Here is a 17,460-nt window from a genome sequence, read left to right as displayed (position 1 = left end):
CAATGACAGAAGAAATTTTAAAAGTTGAGCATTTAGATAAGTTTTATGACGACCGTCAAGTTTTACATGACATCAATTTTTCGTTGAAAAAAGGTGAGGTATTAACATTACTTGGACCATCAGGTTCTGGTAAAAGTACTTTGCTTAGAACTTTGAATGGGTTAGAGGATTATAAAAATGGAGCTATCTATTTCCATGGAAAGAAAATTAATCCTAGTCCAAAAGAATGGCAAATGCTGCGACAAAAAATCGGTATGGTTTTTCAAAGCTATGATCTTTTTCCAAATCTTACTGTGATAGAAAATGTTTTGCTTGCCCCAGTGAAAGTACAAAAACGAAATGAAAACGAGGTTAAAGAAGAAGCAATTAAACTGCTAAAACAAGTGCGATTAGATCAATATCTAAATGCTTATCCTAGAGAATTATCAGGCGGTCAAAAGCAGCGAGTAGCCATCGTTCGTGCATTAGCAATGAAGCCGGAAGTAATGCTTTTGGATGAAATCACTGCATCCCTTGACCCAGAAATGGTACGCGGTATTGAAGAAATCGTTGAACGCCTTTCTAAACGTGACCATATGACGATGATTATTGTTACCCACCAAATGAACTTTGCTTCTAGAATTGCGGACGAAGTACTTTTCTTAGAAAATGGACATATTTTAGAAGATACTCCAGGAAAAGACTTCTTTGATCATCCTCAGACGCAAAGAGCTAAAGAATTCTTAGACAGCATGGATTATTAAGGATAAAGCCAATGAAAAAGAAAAATATTTTTAACATTATTATGGGTATTGTTGCTCTAATAGTCGTGGTAAGTGCCGCTTATTTTGGTTTTACACAACCTAACTTAAACAGCGGTACTGCTGGCAGCCGTTGGAGCAATGAGAATGGCGTCTCAGAAATCAAACGTCGTGGTTATATCAGAGTTGCAGTTTTTGGTGATTTACCACCATATGGCTGGGTAAATGATCAAGGCAAGAGAGTAGGCTATGATGTTTACTTGGCTCGCAGAATTGCCAAAGATTTAAACGTTAAAATTCGTTTTATACAAGTCAATGCCAACAATCGTGTAGATACTTTAAATTCAAATAAAGCGGATATCGTTTTAGCTAACTTTACAGTAACTCCTGAACGTAAAGATGTAGTTGATTTTGCAAAACCATATATGAAAGTATCAGTTGGAGTAATTTCACCTAAAAATGCTCCAATTAACAGTGCGCAAGAATTGAAGGGCAAGAAGTTAATCGTTACCAAGGGAACAACTGCCGAAAACTATTTTGCAAAGCAATCTGGAGTTAATTTATTAAAGTTTGATTCTAAGACGCAGCAATTCAATGCATTGAAGAATGGTCGTGGTGCAGCTTTAGCTGATGACAATTCTTACCTTTATGCTTGGGTTAAGAAAAATCCTAAGTATGTAGTTGGCATTAAGAGTATTGGACCTCGTCAGTATGTGGCCCCAGCCGTAAAGAAGGGCAATCGTTCACTGCTTAAATGGACAAATCATGAGATTACTAAACTAACGAAGGAAGGCTTCTTTGTACAGGATTATCAAAAAGAATTAGCGCCTTACTTTGGTAAGGATATTAAGCCAACTGATATTGTGTTGAGATAAACATTTGAAAAAATCTATTTTTAACAGGTTCTAGACTTCTACTCAAAAACAAAATCCTATTAGATTAAGGTTTGGCAACACCGAGATTTAGTAGGATTTTTTAATTTCTAATTTTTCCTAGTCACTTATTTATTTTTATATATTTTACGATAATTTTTAGGACTTAACTCTAAACTATTTTTAAAAGAACGTGTGAAATTAAATTGATTTAAAAATCCTACTTCTTTAGCAATTTGTCCAATAGAAGCCTCTGTATTACATAATTTTTTCTTTATTACATAATTTTTTCTTTGCTTCATTTATTCTTAATTGCTTTAAAAAAGATCGTGGGGAAAGATTAATTTTTTTAATAAACAATGTATATAAATAACTTCGAGAAATATTTAAATTATTACATACAGTGTTTATGGAACAATTTTTATCCATAAAATTCTGTTCAAAATAATTTACGGCTAAATTGAATTTTAAATTGTAATCTTTGTGTTGGCTCTCAGATGTAACACTATATTCGGTAACTAAGTAATAAAAAATTGATAAGCTAATGCTTTACTCATCGCTTCATCACTCAAAGATGACGATTGCTGCAGAAGTGAAAATAAATGTTGATAGGTTTCAAAAGTTTTACTTTTAGAAATATAAAGAAAAAGAACCAAACAGCCTTTTAATGACTGCCTGATTCTATTCATTTACTCTCTATCAACAGGATTTGACAAAGAGCCAATCTTTTTTGACTAAGAACGTATTTACTAATGATACTTGAATTAACAACAATTTTCTTTACCCCATAAACTCAGTCTTAAAGTTTACAGCAGGGAAGATTAATTGATAACTATTGTTTAATTGTTCCTTGGTAATCTTTAAACCGATCAGTGGGATGATACCATTCAAGTCATCAATGGCATTTTGACTACTTTCAGCTGCACCAACTAATTGATTTTGCTTGTTGTAAACCAAGCTTAATTTAGCGCTTTGATCATTTTTACCAGCATATTCCATATCTGTATTAAACATATGATCCATATCTACAACGGTATATTCATCATTATCTCTAGCTTCATCAACACTGACACCAACTTGAGCTACTTGTGGGAAAGTGAAAGCAGATGCCCCAATGATTGGATAATGAATTGGATCATGTTTGTCATTAACAAGCTGATCGCCTAAGTATGTTGCCTCAAAGTGTGCAGTTGGAACTAGTGCAGGCTGTTTCTTTTCAATGACATCCCCAGCAGCATAAACTCCTTTAGCATTAGTTTCAAGATAGTCATCAACAATAATGCTGCCGCGCTTAGAAAGCTGCACATCAGTATTTTCCAGGCCAAGTTTATCAACATTAGCAATTCGGCCGCTAGCATCAACTACATAGTCAGCAGTTAGCTTAGTTCCAGCTGAAGTAGTGACTTCATATTGATCATCGTTTTTCTTAATTTCACTTACACCTTGATTGAAGTAAAAATCAATTCCACGTTTCTTCATGTCTTCGACGGTATTCATGACATGCTTTTCACTAAATGCCATCATTGGGCGACTTAAGAATTCAACGATGCTTACTTTACTGCCAGCAGCTGCGAGCAAAGTAGCCATTTCCATTGAAACAATACCGGCACCAATGAAAACTGTTCTTTCAGGGAGATTATCCAAATCTAAAACATCATTACTATTGTGCGTATATTCAGAGCCTGGGAAGTTCAACTTTCTTGGCTTTTGACCAGTGGCAATCACGATCTTATCAGCTTGATATTGTTCACCATTTACTTTAACAGTATGATTATCAACAAACTTAGCGTAGCCATGCAAGGTATCAATACCTAGATTCTTAAAGCCCATTTCTTGAGCAGCAGGCATATTCTTCCAAGTAGCTTTCTTAGTCTTCATTAAGCTGTTCCAATCAATCGTACTTGCTTGAGCAATACCGCGGTTTTGCAGTAATTGACTAGACAAAACATTTCTCACCGCACCTTCAAGAAAAATCTTGGGTTCACAACCATAGTTAGGGCAGGTACCACCAAATTTATCGCCATCAATTGCTAAAATCTTTTTGTCTGAACCTTGAGCGGCACTACTAAAATTGATTGCAGCTGGACCTGCACCAATAAGAATAATATCGTACTTTTTCATTTATAAATCCTTCTTCCATTTAATTACTATAAGTATGATGCTTAGACAAAAAGAAGTAAAATTATCTGCCTAAGATTTTTTAAATACGTTTAAAGATCTAATCTTCAAAATAGAAAAGACATAAATATTCTGCTAATATTTATTCAAAAAGGAGAAACACTATGTCACTAATTTACATTTGCAAAGCCGCTAAAAATGACCTTGACCAAATTATGCCAATTATTGACGAAGCCAAAAAGTTTTTAAAAGAAGATGGCAATCCACAATGGCAGAGTGGTTATCCCGATGCTGATGCAATTAATGCAGATATTGATCAAGATGCTGCCTGGGTATTGATTGTTGACCAAAAAATTGCTGGTTATACTGCTGTTGCTTCTGGTTCTGATCCCAATTATCATCAAATTGATGGTTTATGGAAAAACGATCTTGATCCTTATGTTGCTATCCACCGTGTTGCCATCAGCAATGAGTATCGGGGGATGCATCTAGCAAGTTATTTACTCTCCAGTTTGATCTCTTTACATTATGCCGAGAGAGTTAGAAACTATCGTGTTGATACTTTCAGAAGAAATGAGATCGTACAACACTTGGTTAAAGATGCTGGCTTTGTCAAACGAGGAAACATTAAAAATGATGATCCAATTGATCCTTACCGTGTTGCATATGAATTGAATTTATAATCTTTATAGAACTCAGCTTAGCTGGGTTCTTTTTTAATCAAAATAATAATATATAACTTTTACCTATAGCTTGACCATGATAATAAGTATTTCACATAACTAGTTGAAGTTCATATAATTAAGACAACATTAAAAAAAACACCAAGAAGGGATTTTTATGAAGAAAAAGGGGATAGGTATTATTAGCTTAATTTTAATTATTATCATCGCAATCGTTGCCGGAATTAAGATCAAGCAAAATCATGATGAAAATGCGGTTCAAGAGATTCAACCAGTGAAAGTTAGTTCAAAAACTGTTCCAACTTTCTTCTTTCATGGTTGGGGAAGCAGCTGGCACGCAGAAGATACGATGGCTCAAGCAATAAAAAGAGCAGGAGCTACTAATACAATTGTCAGAGTTAATGTAAATAAGAAGGGCCATGCCAGGTTGATCTGCAAGATTAAGAAGAATGCTAAGAATCCATTAGTTGAGGTTAACTTTTCAGACAATAAGCTGACTAACTCACAATATAATGGACAATATGCTAATGCATACGACTCTACGGGAGCGCGCTATGTTAAAAATGCTATCGATTTAGTAAGAAACAAATATCATTATTCAAAAATTAATATTGTAGCTCACTCAATGGGGAACTTAGAAGTTGCTTCCTACATTAAATTGAATGCTGGGAAAAAGAACTTTCCACAAATCGACCATTTAGTAGCTATGGCTGGACACTATGATGGGATTATTGGTATGAATGACAAGCGACATCAATTGAAGATAGATAAAAAGACTGGCAAGCCAAGTATTATGCGGCCTGAATATCGTAATTTATTATCTTTGCGCAAAATTTTTCCTAAGAATACTAAAGTACTAAATATTTACGGTAATCTTGAAGATGGAACCAACTCCGATGGGGATGTATCTAATGCATCAGCTCAATCATTGAAATACTTAATCAATGGTAGAGCTAAGTCATACCGTCAATTAATGATTCGCGGTAAAGGCGGTCAACATAGCAAACTATATAATAATGCCCAGGTTAACCGTGCTTTAGTTAACTTTTTATGGAAGTAAGAAAGTATGAAAAAGATATGTTAAACTTAGTCCAAGAATCTATAAGTTCAAATATTGTGAAATTTACGATTATCGACAATAGTTAAATTAATACTCTTTGAAACGAATCTGTTGAGATTCGTTTTTTTATGCAATGAGAACAAACAGTTAGGAGAAAGAACAAAGAATACCTCCCCATCTATTGATGAGGGGATGAATTTGGTCTTTCTCCTGCTTTTTTGCTTAAATTTATCTCTTTAATGGTATAATTAAATTTGCTAAAATTTGATATGTATCAAGGAGCTAAGTTAATATTAATGGTTAAAGAATATCATACTTCTTCAAGTGTTTCAGTTTTGATCTATCACCTAGTTTGGGTAACCAAATATCGCAATCAAGCTTTAACATCTGAAATTAGAGAAATGCTTGATCAAAAGATTAGAAAAATTTGTACTGAAAACTCTTGTCAAGTTGAGGCGCTGACTATCATGCCCAATCAGGTGCATTTAGAGGTGGTTATGCCACCTTGGATATCAGTTACCGTTTTAATTAAGAAGCTTAAAGGCACCACTGCAAGATGGCTTTTTAAGCAGAAGCCTGAATTAAGGCGGTCCTTTTACCATCACCATTTGTGGTCGCCATCATATTTTGCCAGAACAGTAGGCAATTGCTCAGAAGAAACTATTAAGCATTATGTGGAAACTCAATGGGAAAGACCATTTAAATGATACGCATTAAATATTGAAAGGAGATGAGATTTATGGCTTTTAAGACTAAGCTTGCCGAACATGAAATTCAACTGGGCACCAGACAATATCGCATTTACCCAGAAGGTGAACAAATAGCTTGGATTTGGCAGTTGTTTGGCGCTAATCGTTTTGTCTGGAATCAATTTGTAGCTGCCTTTGAGGCACGCTATGAAGCCAATCCTGAATTAAAATTTCCCAAAATTAGCGTCTTGAAGAGCTGGCTTCCCCTGATGCGCAAGGAGCATGAATGGCTAAAAAGAGTTAACAGCACGTCTTTGCAATTTACGGTTGAACGCTTTAGCGATGCCATGTGGGCTTTTCTAACTAAAAAACAAATTAAGCAAGGCAAGCCCAGATTTAAAAGCCGTAAGTATTATTCTCAAACTGCCACGATTAAAAATGTTAAATATCAGACCAAGACTGGTGCTCAAGCTCAGATTGCAGTGCTTAGTCCGCACCACTTAAGAATTGGCAAGAAGAACGGCATTACGCTGAGAACCAGCTCTTTGAATAATCTGAGAAATGTCCGCATTCAAAAAGCTGTCATTTCCTATCGGCAAGATTTAGACCGCTATTATATCAGCTTTTCTGTTGTGAAAGATAAACGACAGCTAGCTCAATATCAGGTGAAGTCTAAGAAAACTGGCAAATCAGTGGGGATTGACGTTGGCCTGGGCAAAGAATGGCTGGTAACCAGTGATGGCAAACGTTTTGGCGTGCCTGCTACCTTCAAGCTGGAAAAAGCAATGCTTAAGCGCCAAAGCCACTGCGACCGCAATCGGACCGCGATTGAAAAGCGGGTAGCTCGGTTCAACCAAAGCCACAAAGAAGCCAAGATAGACAAGTACGACTATGCCAACTGGCAAAAGCTGAGAAAGACCAAAAGCAAGTACCAGCTTAAGATCAGAAACATTAGATACGACTACCTGCAGAAAGTAACGACTGAGCTGGTTAAGAGCTATGACGTGATTGTCATTGAAGATTTGAAAATCAAGAATCTGCTCGGCAATCATAAGCTGGCTCACAATATCGCTAATGCTTCTTGGGGCATGTTCAGAAGACTGCTGGCTTACAAATGCGAGTGGTACGGCAAGAAGCTGATTGTGGTGAAACCGCAGTATACTAGCCGGATCTGTTCAGAATGTGGGAAAAAGAATCCAAGATTCGCCCATATGAAGACCAGGGACTGGCTAGCTATCAGAGAATGGGATTGTCCATACTGCCATGCGCATCACGATCGAGACGTAAATGCCTCCAAGAATATCTTGGCTAGAGCAGTTAGCTTAGGAAGCAAAATAAGTAAAATACAGGCTGGGGCCCAGCCTTGCTAAAATAGGCCGACCGCTATGCTCTTGTGGGATTAGAAAGCCACTAAGCTCAAGAAAACTTGAGTGGACATTTTTGAATGAAGAGGACAAGTCAGGCTGTTTGCAGAAAAACTCTAAACAAAGAGACCACCCATCTATTTGATGGGTGGTAGGTCATTCATAACTATTAGTTATTGAATTTGATTTAAAATAAGTATTTAACATGCTAATTAGGCTCTTTTATACTTTGTTTAACAATTAAATGTGTGAAAAGGAGAGAAAGACATGCAAGAACTTCATTTAACTCAAGAATGGGATAAAGTTTTTCCTAAAAGCAATCAAGTTGACCACAAAAAGGTAACTTTTACCAATCATTTCGGCATTACTTTAGCTGCTGATCAATACACACCTAAGAATTATACTGGTAAATTACCTACCTTAGCTGTTGCTGGACCATTCGGTGCAGTTAAGGAACAATCAAGCGGCCTTTATGCTCAGACAATGGCTGAAAAGGGCTACTTGACTATTGCCTTTGACCCATCGTTCACTGGTGAAAGTGGTGGCAATGTGCGTGATGTTTTCTCACTTGATATCAACACTGAAGACTTCCAAGCTGCCGTTGACTATTTAACCAATCTCGATAATGTTGATCTCGAAAAAGTAGGGATTATTGGTATTTGCGGTTGGGGATTATCTATGCTCCTGGCAATAACAGCGCTGGCTATCGTGGTGGTTTGTACGACAAAGGCAATCATTATGAATCTAATGGCGCAGGATGTGGTTATTGCAACTTCTTGCGTATTTCCAAAGATGGGCAGAATGCGGTAGTTTTACAAAGCGTGGATAGCAGCAATTATGGTGGTCTAAGCAAGGCAGCTGATCAGATTTATTCGGAATTGTTTGGTAAGTGAGGCGATAAAAGGCTTCACTTTTTTTGCTTTGTGACAGCGTTTTTGCTTGAATAAAGGTGATCATAGGTAAAAATTGCGTGAGGGTTAAAAAATGTTACAGATACAGTATGGTAAGTCACTTGCTGATGAACTAACAAGTACAGATAAAAAGGCAATATCGAAAGATTTATTTACCTTGTGGACAGCTGATAAAGTAAATATTAAGGGACAACAATATTATTTATTAGTTGAAAAGAATACAGGATTACCTATTTTGTTGACTAAGTTAAAAGCTGATCAGTTTAAGAAAGTGCTACATGAGGTAGTTAAGAATTATGATTTTATCACTTCTCAGCAACAGGAAAGGGTAATGCAGTTTTTTCAAGATCAGCAAGTTAAATTTATTGCTAATAATCGTTCGACGACAACTAAGGCATTTAAACGAGCTAAGAGTGACTTGGAAGATAATGTGGATGTATTATCACAATTAGTTAATATTCCACATTCAGCTAAGTCTGCTACTGTTGACGACTTAGTGTTGCTATCTTTAGCTTATCCTTCAATAGACTACGAAATGGGACATAATATCCTTACTAAAATGCAAGAGCAAGTAAATGATACTTTACCTATTAAGCCAATGGATGCTAATTTAAATTCTAAAATCAATTGGCAACAGTGGAAGGACTATGAAGGAAAACCTAAGCGTGGCAATGCAAAAATAGTAAAAGAAGTGAGAGACTACAATAAAAAAGTAGTATCGAAATTTTTATATCAAAAAAATATAGAGCTATTTTCAATTGGTAGTGCTCTTCTTTCAGATTTTCAAGATTATTATTTATTGCAAAAGAAGATTCTATTCGTTACCAGCAATTTAGCTGCGTCCACTTCCTATATTTGGTTGAAGGTGGTAAGCAAACGTTATAGTCAGATGTTTTTGGATGATATCTTTCACTGCTTTATTGAGTTTTATAATTTTTTAGGTGAAGAAGGAACAATTGGTAAGAAGGATGCCAAGAAAACTGAAAAGAATTTGAAATATTTGTATCGGCAATTAAGTTCTAATGTAGCGGTGCCAGATGGCGAAAATTCAGATCCTTTGGAAAGTATGGAATTGGAAAATAAAAAGCGAAACGACATGGTTTATGAAATGCAGGTACAAATGTGTGCATTTAAGCCTGCCATGTGGCGTCGCTTTATAATTAATGGGAGCAGTACTGTGGAGGATCTGGAAATTGCTATTCTAACCATGTTTAGAACGGAATTTGGGCATATGTTTGATATATATGATTCTAAAATTCGTCAACATTTTGATAATGATCATATTGATCCTGAAAACGCAAAAGTATCGTTTTTTACTAAGGATGATCAATTGCTATTAACATATGATTATGGTGATTGCTGGCAATTTGAAATAATAATTAAGAAGATATATAAATCGAAAAAGCATTTGGCTCATCCTAGAATTCTTGCTGGTCATGGTTATGGTATTATCGATGATATTGGTGGAATAGATATGCTACAAGAATATTATGACACTCCGGATGATGAACAAGATCCAGATTTATTAGATTGGTTGGGTGGAAAGATAGATTTAGATCAGTTTGATATGAATGAATTGAATAAGGAACTAGCTGAATAGTTAGTTACTATGAATTAAACACAAAAAAACGAGAACCGCAACTGCTGCAATTCTCGTTTTTTAATATCCAGAACACAAATCAAGCACTCTACGCATGATTCTTAGACTCCTGGCTTGATAGGTGTCTCGATATATTGTGGTAAGTATTGATTCCATTGAAAAAAAGATCATCGGATTCATTATCAAATATCACAACAACACCTCATTTCTATCAAATCATCTTGCAAAGTAAGCGCTTACTTTATCTACTTATAATATACCATAGATTTGATAATTTGGATAGAAAAGAGGCTAAATAAGCATAAATTTCGTCTTCATTGTTCTTCATGTTATCCTAGTTATAAAGACTATGTTAGAAAATATTAGGTCAATACAGTCATTTTGCTTCAAATGACCCTATTTTCCTAAGAATGCAACTTTTTTTAGCCAATATCTGCCGTCAACCTTTTTAAAACACTCCGTTTATCTATGATGATAACTGAAGCTATAAGGACAACTTTACAACAGCGTCAACCCAGCTAAAGCCAGCCGCCAAGCTATTTTCGTTTGTCAAGTGGACGCTCAAATGAGAGGCGACCATTTGACTGGATGCAACACTGCATCCGCTATCCCTTCATCTAATGAAAATTTAGGGAATACTTTTCTGCTTATCTGCAAGGCTCCGTTAATATCCGCATTAACCAGTCTGCCGTTATTCGACTGGAACAGCCCACGGTGAATGCGTCTGTTAATCGGGGTTTTGCCTTGTCTTTTACGGCTCTGGTTGCCGTTCTCCCAGCAAGGCTTTTCATGATCCAAAGCACTTGTCTGACTAGTGTAGCTTTCATTAGTTCTAATGACGCTAATGCCAGCTAGGTTGGCTTTATATTGAATCATGTCGATCATGACCTTGTGCGGAATGCCGATAAAGTTTTGATTGTTCTTTCTGCCCATATCGGAACTGCGCTTCCAAGACTTGTTATTGCCGATCACGATCGTGTTTGCACCACAGCTTAGCGCATAATCAACGATGCGCTTGGATGCTTTGTGGGCAAACTGCCGGATCTTGCGATTGCGCCATGCCGTAATTCTGCGCATGGCTTTGGTCTCCCGATAAACTGGCTTCTTTCCCTGCTTGGTATCAACTATGCTTTCAAGCTGATGATACCGAGCCTGCAAAGCTTTTAGCCTTGAACGCTCCTTGTTGTAGTACTGATTAACCGATTTGATGGCCCGGCCATTAACAAGCAAAGGCGCTTTTTGGATATTAGCCACGCAAGCAAAGGCATGGTCTACTCCCGGATCAATACCCATGTAGCGACCGTTATCAGGCAAATAGTCAATATCTCGATTTGTTTTGTATTGCACGATGGCCTTATAACCGCCATAGACCGGCTTAAAAGCTACTCTTTGAATAGCCTTGACCTGCGGTGTTAATTTCAGTTTGAAGCCAAGCTTAGGTATGATTAAATAGTCATCCTTTACTTTGGCGTTTTGATTAGTGACAAAGAAGACATGTCTTTGACCTTTGGCTAAGTACTTAGGCATTCTTGGCCGACCGGTAAATTTGCCGGGGTTGGCTTGATATGCTTTGAGTGCCTTAAGCCAAGCCGACCAGATAGTATTGACTTCTTTCAGAGTCTGTTGGGCGCTTTGAACATAGAATAATGAGTGGTAAAGCATAGATTCACGAGCGCTATAGCGCTTTTTGAATCTTTGGTCTAAATCGCAATAGCCTTTGACGTAATTCCTTTTAAAGAAGCCCTGACGCAGATCATAAAGGGCACGGTTATAAAGATCATGACTGGCATGACTGCACTGATCCAGCTTGCTGTTTCCAGCAACCAGGTATTCGCTGGCTAGATGTTCATATTGAGCCTTGTTTCTAGGCACGATTTTCTTACGCATAGTTTCGCCTCCTTTAAAATATGATTAGTCTACTTAGTCTTTTCCTTTTGATTCAAAGTGGCTTCAAAAAGCTTTCTTTCAGCTCTGCGATGGGAATATTCTCTCATTGAAAAGCAGTGAAGCAGGCTAATGATTTCTTCAAACAATTCCTGCTCATCAGTTTTGGGGTTCATCTCATCTGAAATCACGTCAATTTCAGTACCGTAGTTTTTAAATAAATATTCAAACAGTTCAAAGCCCACCCGACTTAAGCGATCTTTGTGAGTGATAATAACCCGCTTGACCTTGCCTGCTAAGATTAAGTCAAGCATCTTGAAAAACTGCTTGCGGTTCTTGAAAGAAATGCCACTGGCAATATCTTGAAAGCTATCGTTTGCCTGAAAGCCTTTGCTTTGGGCAAAATCAGACAGCTCCTGCATTTGATTAGCCAAATCAGCTTTCTGCTTATAGGTTGAAACTCGGCCATATAAAACGGTCAAGCGTTTGGAATGTTTATTCTTAAGCAAAAAAACGGAATCATCATCAAAATCATATTGACCGGTTGGCAATTTTTTAGCCTCAAGGATTCCTTTTTCACGATAGCGTTTCAGAGTTGAACGACTGATTTGAAGCAAATCCATCACTTTTCCAGCTTTCAAAAGATCATCTCCTTCACTAATATTATATCATATATACTCATAAAGTCATTAAAGCAAGACTAAAAAATAAGCAATCATATCAAGTAATTGCTTATGAAATAATTAAACTAATAATTTCTGACTATATTGACAGTTTAAACGAGGTAAAAATGATTAGACAAGCAAGAAAGACTGACTTTCCATTCGTATATCCAATTCTTAAGCAAATTTTTGACGAAATGCAAATGAAATCCATTGAATCATTGCCTGAGGATCAATTATACAGCTTAATGAAGTTGGGTTTCATTTCTGAGGACTATCGCTATTCTTATCGTCGTATCTGGGTAGCAGAGAAGGATGGTAAGGTTACCGGCATTCTAGATATGTATCCTTATAAGGATCAGAAGATTATTGATGTCGTATTGCGTCACGATTATGCTAAGACTGGCTTGCCAGTGCCCACTGTAATCTTTGATGATCAAGAAGCTTGGCCTCATGAATGGTATATTGACGCGTTAGCCGTTCATCCCGATCACTGGGGTGAAAAGATCGCTAGCCACTTGATGGATGAAGCTGAAGAAGTTGCTAAACAACATGGCTATAAGATTATTAGCTTGAATGTTGATCAAGAAAATCCCCGTGCTCAAAGATTATATGAGCATAAGGGCTATCAAGTTCAAAAATCAATGACTATTGGCGATAGGACCTATGATCATATGATTAAGCGGATTTAGAAATAAAAGACAGATCTGGAATTTCCAGATCTGTTTTTCTTATAATGCAGGTTCGATTTCAGAATAAATTTGTAAAATGCTTTCTTTGCAACCATGAGAAACCCAATCTTTTACTCGATAAATAGTAACGCTGCTGATACTAAGGATCTTCTTGTTAGAATAATCACTCTTAATCAGATATTGCTGTAATTCTTTAAAAAATTTGTTTTTGATTTCTTGGCAGATATGGCGTTTACAATTATTTTTAATCGATAAATGATAAATATTGTTGTAGTAAACGCGTAAATCGTAGATTTCTTTGAGAAAACCATAGACTAGCTGCTTTAAACTGCAATCTTGATATTCACGGAAATGGAGTGCAATTTCATGCTTTAAGATATGACAGATTAATCCAGGCATTCCATCATACTGATTGTAAAATGCGCTGCGACCAATTCCTAAGGTTTTGCAATATTGTGTAACTGAGTATTTTTTTACTGTACGCTTGGCCAAGTCTTTTCTTAAGGTCAAATGTAGGCGGTTATTATTCATTAACTATTATCCCTCTCACTTCTTTTATGGTAACGTTTTTCAACGCAACTCCTCCTATTACTAAATAGTACTTTAAAAATATATCAATTATATAAAAATATAGCAATAGCTTTTTTTGATAATATATAGTTTATAGTTGAATGTAAGCTTGATGGGCTTGGATTAGGTAGAATAATTTTGTAGAAAAAATTTTTATTAAGGCAAGGAGAGAAATAACCTACTGACATTATTTTTTAACTGAAACATTAATAGGGTCTAATAAATTAATGATTTTAGTCATAAATGCTGTAATGACGAGCTGTGACAGTGGCCTATATAAATATTAGCATTGCCTAATAGACAGTACAAAAGGACCAGACTGTTTGAAAAGCATAAACAATTTAGGTTCTTTTGTTATGTTTGATTAATATTTTTAATAAGCAGTTCAATATTTTAGGGCATAATAAAAGAGTTCAAACAGGTGACTGAACCACTTGAACCCTTGGATTAGGAACTATATTAAGTTTTTAAACTACAACGTCAATTAATGGTTAAATTTCTTGTAGTTTTGGATGTAACGCTTAGCAACACCCATCATGTGAACACTAACCTTGCTTGAATCGCCCTTTAAGCCACTGAAGCTAATGCCAAAGTATTTAGTCTTAGCATCATAACTCTTAGTACGGCAACCAAGCAAGTCACCAACGTGTTCCCATTCGGTATATCTTGAAGAATCATTCATTTGGCTATCTGAGCCAGCAAAACCACCGAAGAGCATTTGCTTAACGTTGAAGTAGATTTCGCTCTTCAATGCTGACATAGTACGCATATTGGTGTGATATTGACTTGAAGTAGGTAAGCCTGCTTCGTCTTTGTAAACTTGACCTACTCTTGAGTTAAGGCCGGATGCCTTAGCTGCGCGCTGAATACCAGGAACATAGTGACCAGCATCCCAACAAGATCTGTTGTGAGTGTAGTATTGGTTAGCTACACGGTCAGCGAAGTGCAATGCACCAGTTTTATAAGTCCATGATTTCTTGCCGAGTTGATAACGAGCGGAGTTAATCAAGCTCAAAGTGTACTTGCTTAACTCAACTTTTTGGCTGTGACTTAACTTAGTTACATTAACTAAAGTATTATCTGAACCAGCATCACTATAGTTATTTTCTTTCATGCCTTTCTTTGAGGCATTGATTAAAGCTTTACTTGCTTTACCAGTTTGATTCCATTTAATAACGGCTTTCTTGGTATAGCCTGAAGGCAATGTGATTGAAGCAGCTTTAACAGTTGAAGTGTTATTTGTAGTACCGTTTAAAGTCGTTACGGCACCACCTGCTAAAGCAGCTGCAATACTAATGGTTGATAAAAGTCTAACATTCTTTCTCATTTTCCTAATCCCCTATGTTAAAAAAGTCTTTTTATCAAAATTCCCAATGTATAAACTCAACACTTAAGAAGTAGTCGGTTTCTTAAGTTCTGCTATAAGTCTCTTCACCTAGATACAATAGCAGGGTTAGAATTAAAGTCTATATGTGTAAAGATTTAATAACACCTTTATTAAAAAAAGTATATATATTTCCTTGCAAAAGCTTGGTGTTATGTCATTTGTAGGCTTAAAATCATCAAAACTATACGGCTAATAAATAATTTAAAATGCACTTTTATATATTAAAATATATAAAAGTAACTATAGTTATAAATAAAAAGCGATTAATTAAACTAAAGAATCCCATAATACCGGGGATATTAGTTGATTGATTCTAATTAAATATTTGCATATAGCTTTGGAATTGTGCGCAGCTAATTTAATTAAATAAACCACAAAATATGTAAAAAATAACGTTTTTATCTAAATATTGTGGTCAATTATATATAATTTAAAATATATATTGCAATGCCAAAATATGGTATATTTATAAGGCAATAAACATAATAAGTGCCAAAAATACAATAAAATTGGCCTTGGTAAGCGTATAGATTTGAATTGCTTTAATATAGTAGATATTTCACAATAAATAGGGTATTTAAAAATTCAATATAAGTAGATACTAATAAAGGCTTGTCAGATCAATACTTATTGCCATAAAAAATATTTCGTCATTCGAAACGAGTTCCAAGCCTTGAAACAAAGTCTGAAAGCTTTGAAAACGAATACAATAACTTTGAAACATGGTATAAATATAACCGTCAGATAACTAAAGCGAGTTTAAAAACTTATATATAGCAGACTTTTAACCATGAATGGTAAGAAATATTCAGTAGTTATTGCCGGTGGTGGTAGTACTTTTACCCCAGGATTTGTACTTGATTTAATCAAGAGTCAAGACAAGTTCCCAATGAGACAATTGAAGTTCTATGATAATGATGCGGAACGCCAAAAGAAGATTGGTGAAGCTGTAAAAATTATCATGAAGGAGAGAGCTCCACAAATTAAGTTCTCATATACTACTGATCCAAAAGAAGCCTTTACAGACGTTGACTTCGTAATGGGCTCAATTCGTGTTGGTAAATACCATATGAGAAGTTTAGATGAAAAGATTCCATTAAAATACGGCGTGAACGGTCAAGAAACTACAGGACCCGGAGGTATGGCTTACGGTCTTCGTTCAATTCCAGCAATTTTGCAAATTATTGACTGGATGGAAGAATACTCACCAAATGCTTGGATGATTAACTATTCCAACACGATTGCGATTGTAGCTGAAGCTTGCCGTCGTCTTCGTCCTCATGCTAAAGTAATCAACATCTGTGATATGCCAATTGATGACATGGACAGAATGGCTGCTATCTGCGGTTTGAACAGTTGGCATGATATTGACTTCAACTACTACGGCTTGAACCACTTTGGCTGGTGGAAAGAAGTTAGAAACAAGAAGACCGGCGAAGACTTGATGCCTAAGCTGAAAGAATACGTTAAAGAACACGGCTACTGGGTAGGCGGCGACTATGACAAGGATACTGAAGCTTCCTGGGAAGCTACCTTTAAGAAGGTTGCCGATGATTACAAGATGGATCCAGAAACCTTGCCAAACAACTACATGCAGTATTACTACTTCCCACAATATGAAGTTGCTAATGCTGATCCCAAGCATACTCGTACAGATGAAATTCGTGAACACCGGCAGAAGATTGTCTTTAGCGAATGTGAAAGAATCGTTAAAGCTGGTACTGCTAAGGACAACATTTGGGATATCTCAGGCTTGCATTCAGAATATATTGTAGATATTATTCATGCGATTGCTTACAACACTCATGAAAAGTTCTTAGCCAACTGTGCTAATAATGGTGCTATTTCCAACATGGATCCAGATTCTATCGTTGAAGTACCAGCATTGTTAGGTGCAGATGGAATTCAACCAATGGCTACTGGTGAAGCTGGTCGCTTCCAAAGAGGCTTAATGATGGAGCAACAAACTTGTGAAAAGCTGGTTGTTGATGCTTACGTTGAGCATTCTTACCAAAAGATGCTGCAAGCCTTTGCTTTGAACAAGACCGTACCAGATGCAAGTGTTGCCAAGAAGATCTTGGATGACATGCTTCCAGTCAACGCCCCATATTGGCCAGAATTAAAATAGTCATAACTAAAAACAACATATTAAGGTAACTATCCGTTGAAGATAGCTACCTTTTTTGTGTCTAACATGCTATTCTTTCCTTATATGGAAGAAAGTCGCT

16 protein-coding genes and 1 pseudogene are annotated in these 17,460 nt (G+C 36.3%); 10 read left to right on the top strand and 7 right to left on the bottom strand.

What is annotated here, in order from left to right; genetic code table 11:
* Positions 1-2 precede the first annotated feature (2 nt).
* Both ICI50_RS08900 and ICI50_RS08895 read left to right on the top strand, forming a co-directional pair.
* On the top strand, positions 3-743 hold the full coding sequence (locus ICI50_RS08900) for an amino acid ABC transporter ATP-binding protein (RefSeq protein WP_056941201.1): 741 nt from the start codon (positions 3-5) through the stop codon (positions 741-743).
* Positions 744-754: 11 nt separating this feature from the next.
* Complete coding sequence (locus ICI50_RS08895; RefSeq protein WP_003613446.1) at positions 755-1,615, top strand: transporter substrate-binding domain-containing protein; 861 nt, start codon at positions 755-757, stop codon at positions 1,613-1,615.
* A gap of 125 nt (positions 1,616-1,740) precedes the next feature.
* Here the strand turns inward: ICI50_RS08895 and ICI50_RS08890 are convergent, their stop codons facing one another.
* From ICI50_RS08890 to ICI50_RS08880, 3 genes are all read right to left on the bottom strand, one after another.
* Positions 1,741-1,914, bottom strand: coding sequence for a helix-turn-helix domain-containing protein (locus ICI50_RS08890; protein ID WP_188891545.1), 174 nt, complete (start codon positions 1,912-1,914; stop codon positions 1,741-1,743).
* Entirely contained in the window at positions 1,871-2,041 is a 171-nt protein-coding gene (locus tag ICI50_RS11075; RefSeq protein ID WP_188891543.1) for a helix-turn-helix domain-containing protein, read from the bottom strand. Before ICI50_RS11075 ends, ICI50_RS08890 begins: the two co-directional genes overlap by 44 nt.
* Before the next feature lie 351 nt (positions 2,042-2,392).
* Positions 2,393-3,733, bottom strand: coding sequence for a dihydrolipoyl dehydrogenase family protein (locus ICI50_RS08880; protein WP_054640557.1), 1,341 nt, complete (start codon positions 3,731-3,733; stop codon positions 2,393-2,395).
* A 161-nt stretch (positions 3,734-3,894) separates the two neighbouring features.
* On the opposite strand from ICI50_RS08880, the gene ICI50_RS08875 reads away from it, so the two are divergent.
* From ICI50_RS08875 to ICI50_RS08850, 6 genes and pseudogenes are all read left to right on the top strand, one after another.
* Positions 3,895-4,413: a GNAT family N-acetyltransferase gene (locus ICI50_RS08875; protein WP_095342105.1), complete on the top strand. Its 519-nt coding sequence runs from the start codon at positions 3,895-3,897 to the stop codon at positions 4,411-4,413.
* Positions 4,414-4,570: 157 nt separating this feature from the next.
* Positions 4,571-5,473 (top strand): alpha/beta hydrolase, encoded by a 903-nt coding sequence (locus ICI50_RS08870; RefSeq protein WP_188891541.1) that lies wholly within the window; start codon positions 4,571-4,573, stop codon positions 5,471-5,473.
* A gap of 296 nt (positions 5,474-5,769) precedes the next feature.
* Positions 5,770-6,180: an IS200/IS605 family transposase gene (gene tnpA / locus ICI50_RS08865; RefSeq protein WP_188891539.1), complete on the top strand. Its 411-nt coding sequence runs from the start codon at positions 5,770-5,772 to the stop codon at positions 6,178-6,180.
* A gap of 32 nt (positions 6,181-6,212) precedes the next feature.
* Complete coding sequence (locus tag ICI50_RS08860) at positions 6,213-7,532, top strand: RNA-guided endonuclease InsQ/TnpB family protein (protein ID WP_013851273.1); 1,320 nt, start codon at positions 6,213-6,215, stop codon at positions 7,530-7,532.
* A 261-nt stretch (positions 7,533-7,793) separates the two neighbouring features.
* Positions 7,794-8,208: pseudogene (locus ICI50_RS08855) on the top strand (alpha/beta hydrolase); the annotation flags it as partial.
* 302 nt (positions 8,209-8,510) lie between these two features.
* Entirely contained in the window at positions 8,511-10,037 is a 1,527-nt protein-coding gene (locus ICI50_RS08850) for an IS1096 element passenger TnpR family protein (RefSeq protein WP_013854731.1), read from the top strand.
* A gap of 561 nt (positions 10,038-10,598) precedes the next feature.
* Here ICI50_RS08850 and ICI50_RS08845 read toward each other — a convergent pair.
* Together ICI50_RS08845 and ICI50_RS08840 are read right to left on the bottom strand one after the other, a co-directional pair.
* Complete coding sequence (locus ICI50_RS08845; RefSeq protein ID WP_188891536.1) at positions 10,599-11,924, bottom strand: RNA-guided endonuclease InsQ/TnpB family protein; 1,326 nt, start codon at positions 11,922-11,924, stop codon at positions 10,599-10,601.
* Between the two features lie 29 nt (positions 11,925-11,953).
* Positions 11,954-12,562 (bottom strand): IS607 family transposase, encoded by a 609-nt coding sequence (locus tag ICI50_RS08840; protein ID WP_013851264.1) that lies wholly within the window; start codon positions 12,560-12,562, stop codon positions 11,954-11,956.
* A 149-nt stretch (positions 12,563-12,711) separates the two neighbouring features.
* On the opposite strand from ICI50_RS08840, the gene ICI50_RS08835 reads away from it, so the two are divergent.
* Positions 12,712-13,275, top strand: a complete 564-nt coding sequence (locus ICI50_RS08835) for a GNAT family N-acetyltransferase (RefSeq protein WP_056941056.1) — start codon at positions 12,712-12,714, stop codon at positions 13,273-13,275.
* Positions 13,276-13,314: 39 nt separating this feature from the next.
* On the opposite strand, the gene ICI50_RS08830 is transcribed toward ICI50_RS08835, so the two are convergent.
* Entirely contained in the window at positions 13,315-13,806 is a 492-nt protein-coding gene (locus ICI50_RS08830; RefSeq protein ID WP_013854729.1) for a hypothetical protein, read from the bottom strand.
* Between the two features lie 523 nt (positions 13,807-14,329).
* The gene (locus tag ICI50_RS08825) at positions 14,330-15,172 is read right to left on the bottom strand and encodes an SEC10/PgrA surface exclusion domain-containing protein (protein ID WP_188891534.1); all 843 of its coding nucleotides are present in this window, start codon (positions 15,170-15,172) and stop codon (positions 14,330-14,332) included.
* Positions 15,173-16,022: 850 nt separating this feature from the next.
* Here ICI50_RS08825 and ICI50_RS08820 point away from each other — a divergent pair.
* Entirely contained in the window at positions 16,023-17,360 is a 1,338-nt protein-coding gene (locus ICI50_RS08820; protein ID WP_188891532.1) for a family 4 glycosyl hydrolase, read from the top strand.
* Positions 17,361-17,460 lie beyond the last annotated feature (100 nt).

Source organism: Lactobacillus kefiranofaciens, from assembly GCF_014656585.1.
Classification (GTDB): Bacteria; Bacillota; Bacilli; order Lactobacillales; family Lactobacillaceae; genus Lactobacillus; species Lactobacillus kefiranofaciens.
This window is presented reverse-complemented; position numbering and strand designations above follow the sequence as displayed.

Excerpts from the sequence above, each read along its gene's own strand:
- ICI50_RS08890 (WP_188891545.1), bottom strand. The coding sequence starts at position 1,914 with ATGAAGCAAAGAAAAAATTATGTAATAAAGAAAAAATTATGTAATACA.
- ICI50_RS08860 (WP_013851273.1), top strand. The coding sequence starts at position 6,213 with ATGGCTTTTAAGACTAAGCTTGCCGAACATGAAATTCAACTGGGCACC.
- tnpA (WP_188891539.1), top strand. The coding sequence starts at position 5,770 with ATGGTTAAAGAATATCATACTTCTTCAAGTGTTTCAGTTTTGATCTAT.
- ICI50_RS08830 (WP_013854729.1), bottom strand. The coding sequence starts at position 13,806 with ATGAATAATAACCGCCTACATTTGACCTTAAGAAAAGACTTGGCCAAG.
- ICI50_RS08870 (WP_188891541.1), top strand. The coding sequence starts at position 4,571 with ATGAAGAAAAAGGGGATAGGTATTATTAGCTTAATTTTAATTATTATC.
- ICI50_RS08835 (WP_056941056.1), top strand. The coding sequence starts at position 12,712 with ATGATTAGACAAGCAAGAAAGACTGACTTTCCATTCGTATATCCAATT.
- ICI50_RS08820 (WP_188891532.1), top strand. The coding sequence starts at position 16,023 with ATGAATGGTAAGAAATATTCAGTAGTTATTGCCGGTGGTGGTAGTACT.
- ICI50_RS08875 (WP_095342105.1), top strand. The coding sequence starts at position 3,895 with ATGTCACTAATTTACATTTGCAAAGCCGCTAAAAATGACCTTGACCAA.
- ICI50_RS08850 (WP_013854731.1), top strand. The coding sequence starts at position 8,511 with ATGTTACAGATACAGTATGGTAAGTCACTTGCTGATGAACTAACAAGT.
- ICI50_RS08880 (WP_054640557.1), bottom strand. The coding sequence starts at position 3,733 with ATGAAAAAGTACGATATTATTCTTATTGGTGCAGGTCCAGCTGCAATC.
- ICI50_RS08900 (WP_056941201.1), top strand. The coding sequence starts at position 3 with ATGACAGAAGAAATTTTAAAAGTTGAGCATTTAGATAAGTTTTATGAC.
- ICI50_RS08895 (WP_003613446.1), top strand. The coding sequence starts at position 755 with ATGAAAAAGAAAAATATTTTTAACATTATTATGGGTATTGTTGCTCTA.
- ICI50_RS08845 (WP_188891536.1), bottom strand. The coding sequence starts at position 11,924 with ATGCGTAAGAAAATCGTGCCTAGAAACAAGGCTCAATATGAACATCTA.
- ICI50_RS08825 (WP_188891534.1), bottom strand. The coding sequence starts at position 15,172 with ATGAGAAAGAATGTTAGACTTTTATCAACCATTAGTATTGCAGCTGCT.
- ICI50_RS11075 (WP_188891543.1), bottom strand. The coding sequence starts at position 2,041 with ATGGATAAAAATTGTTCCATAAACACTGTATGTAATAATTTAAATATT.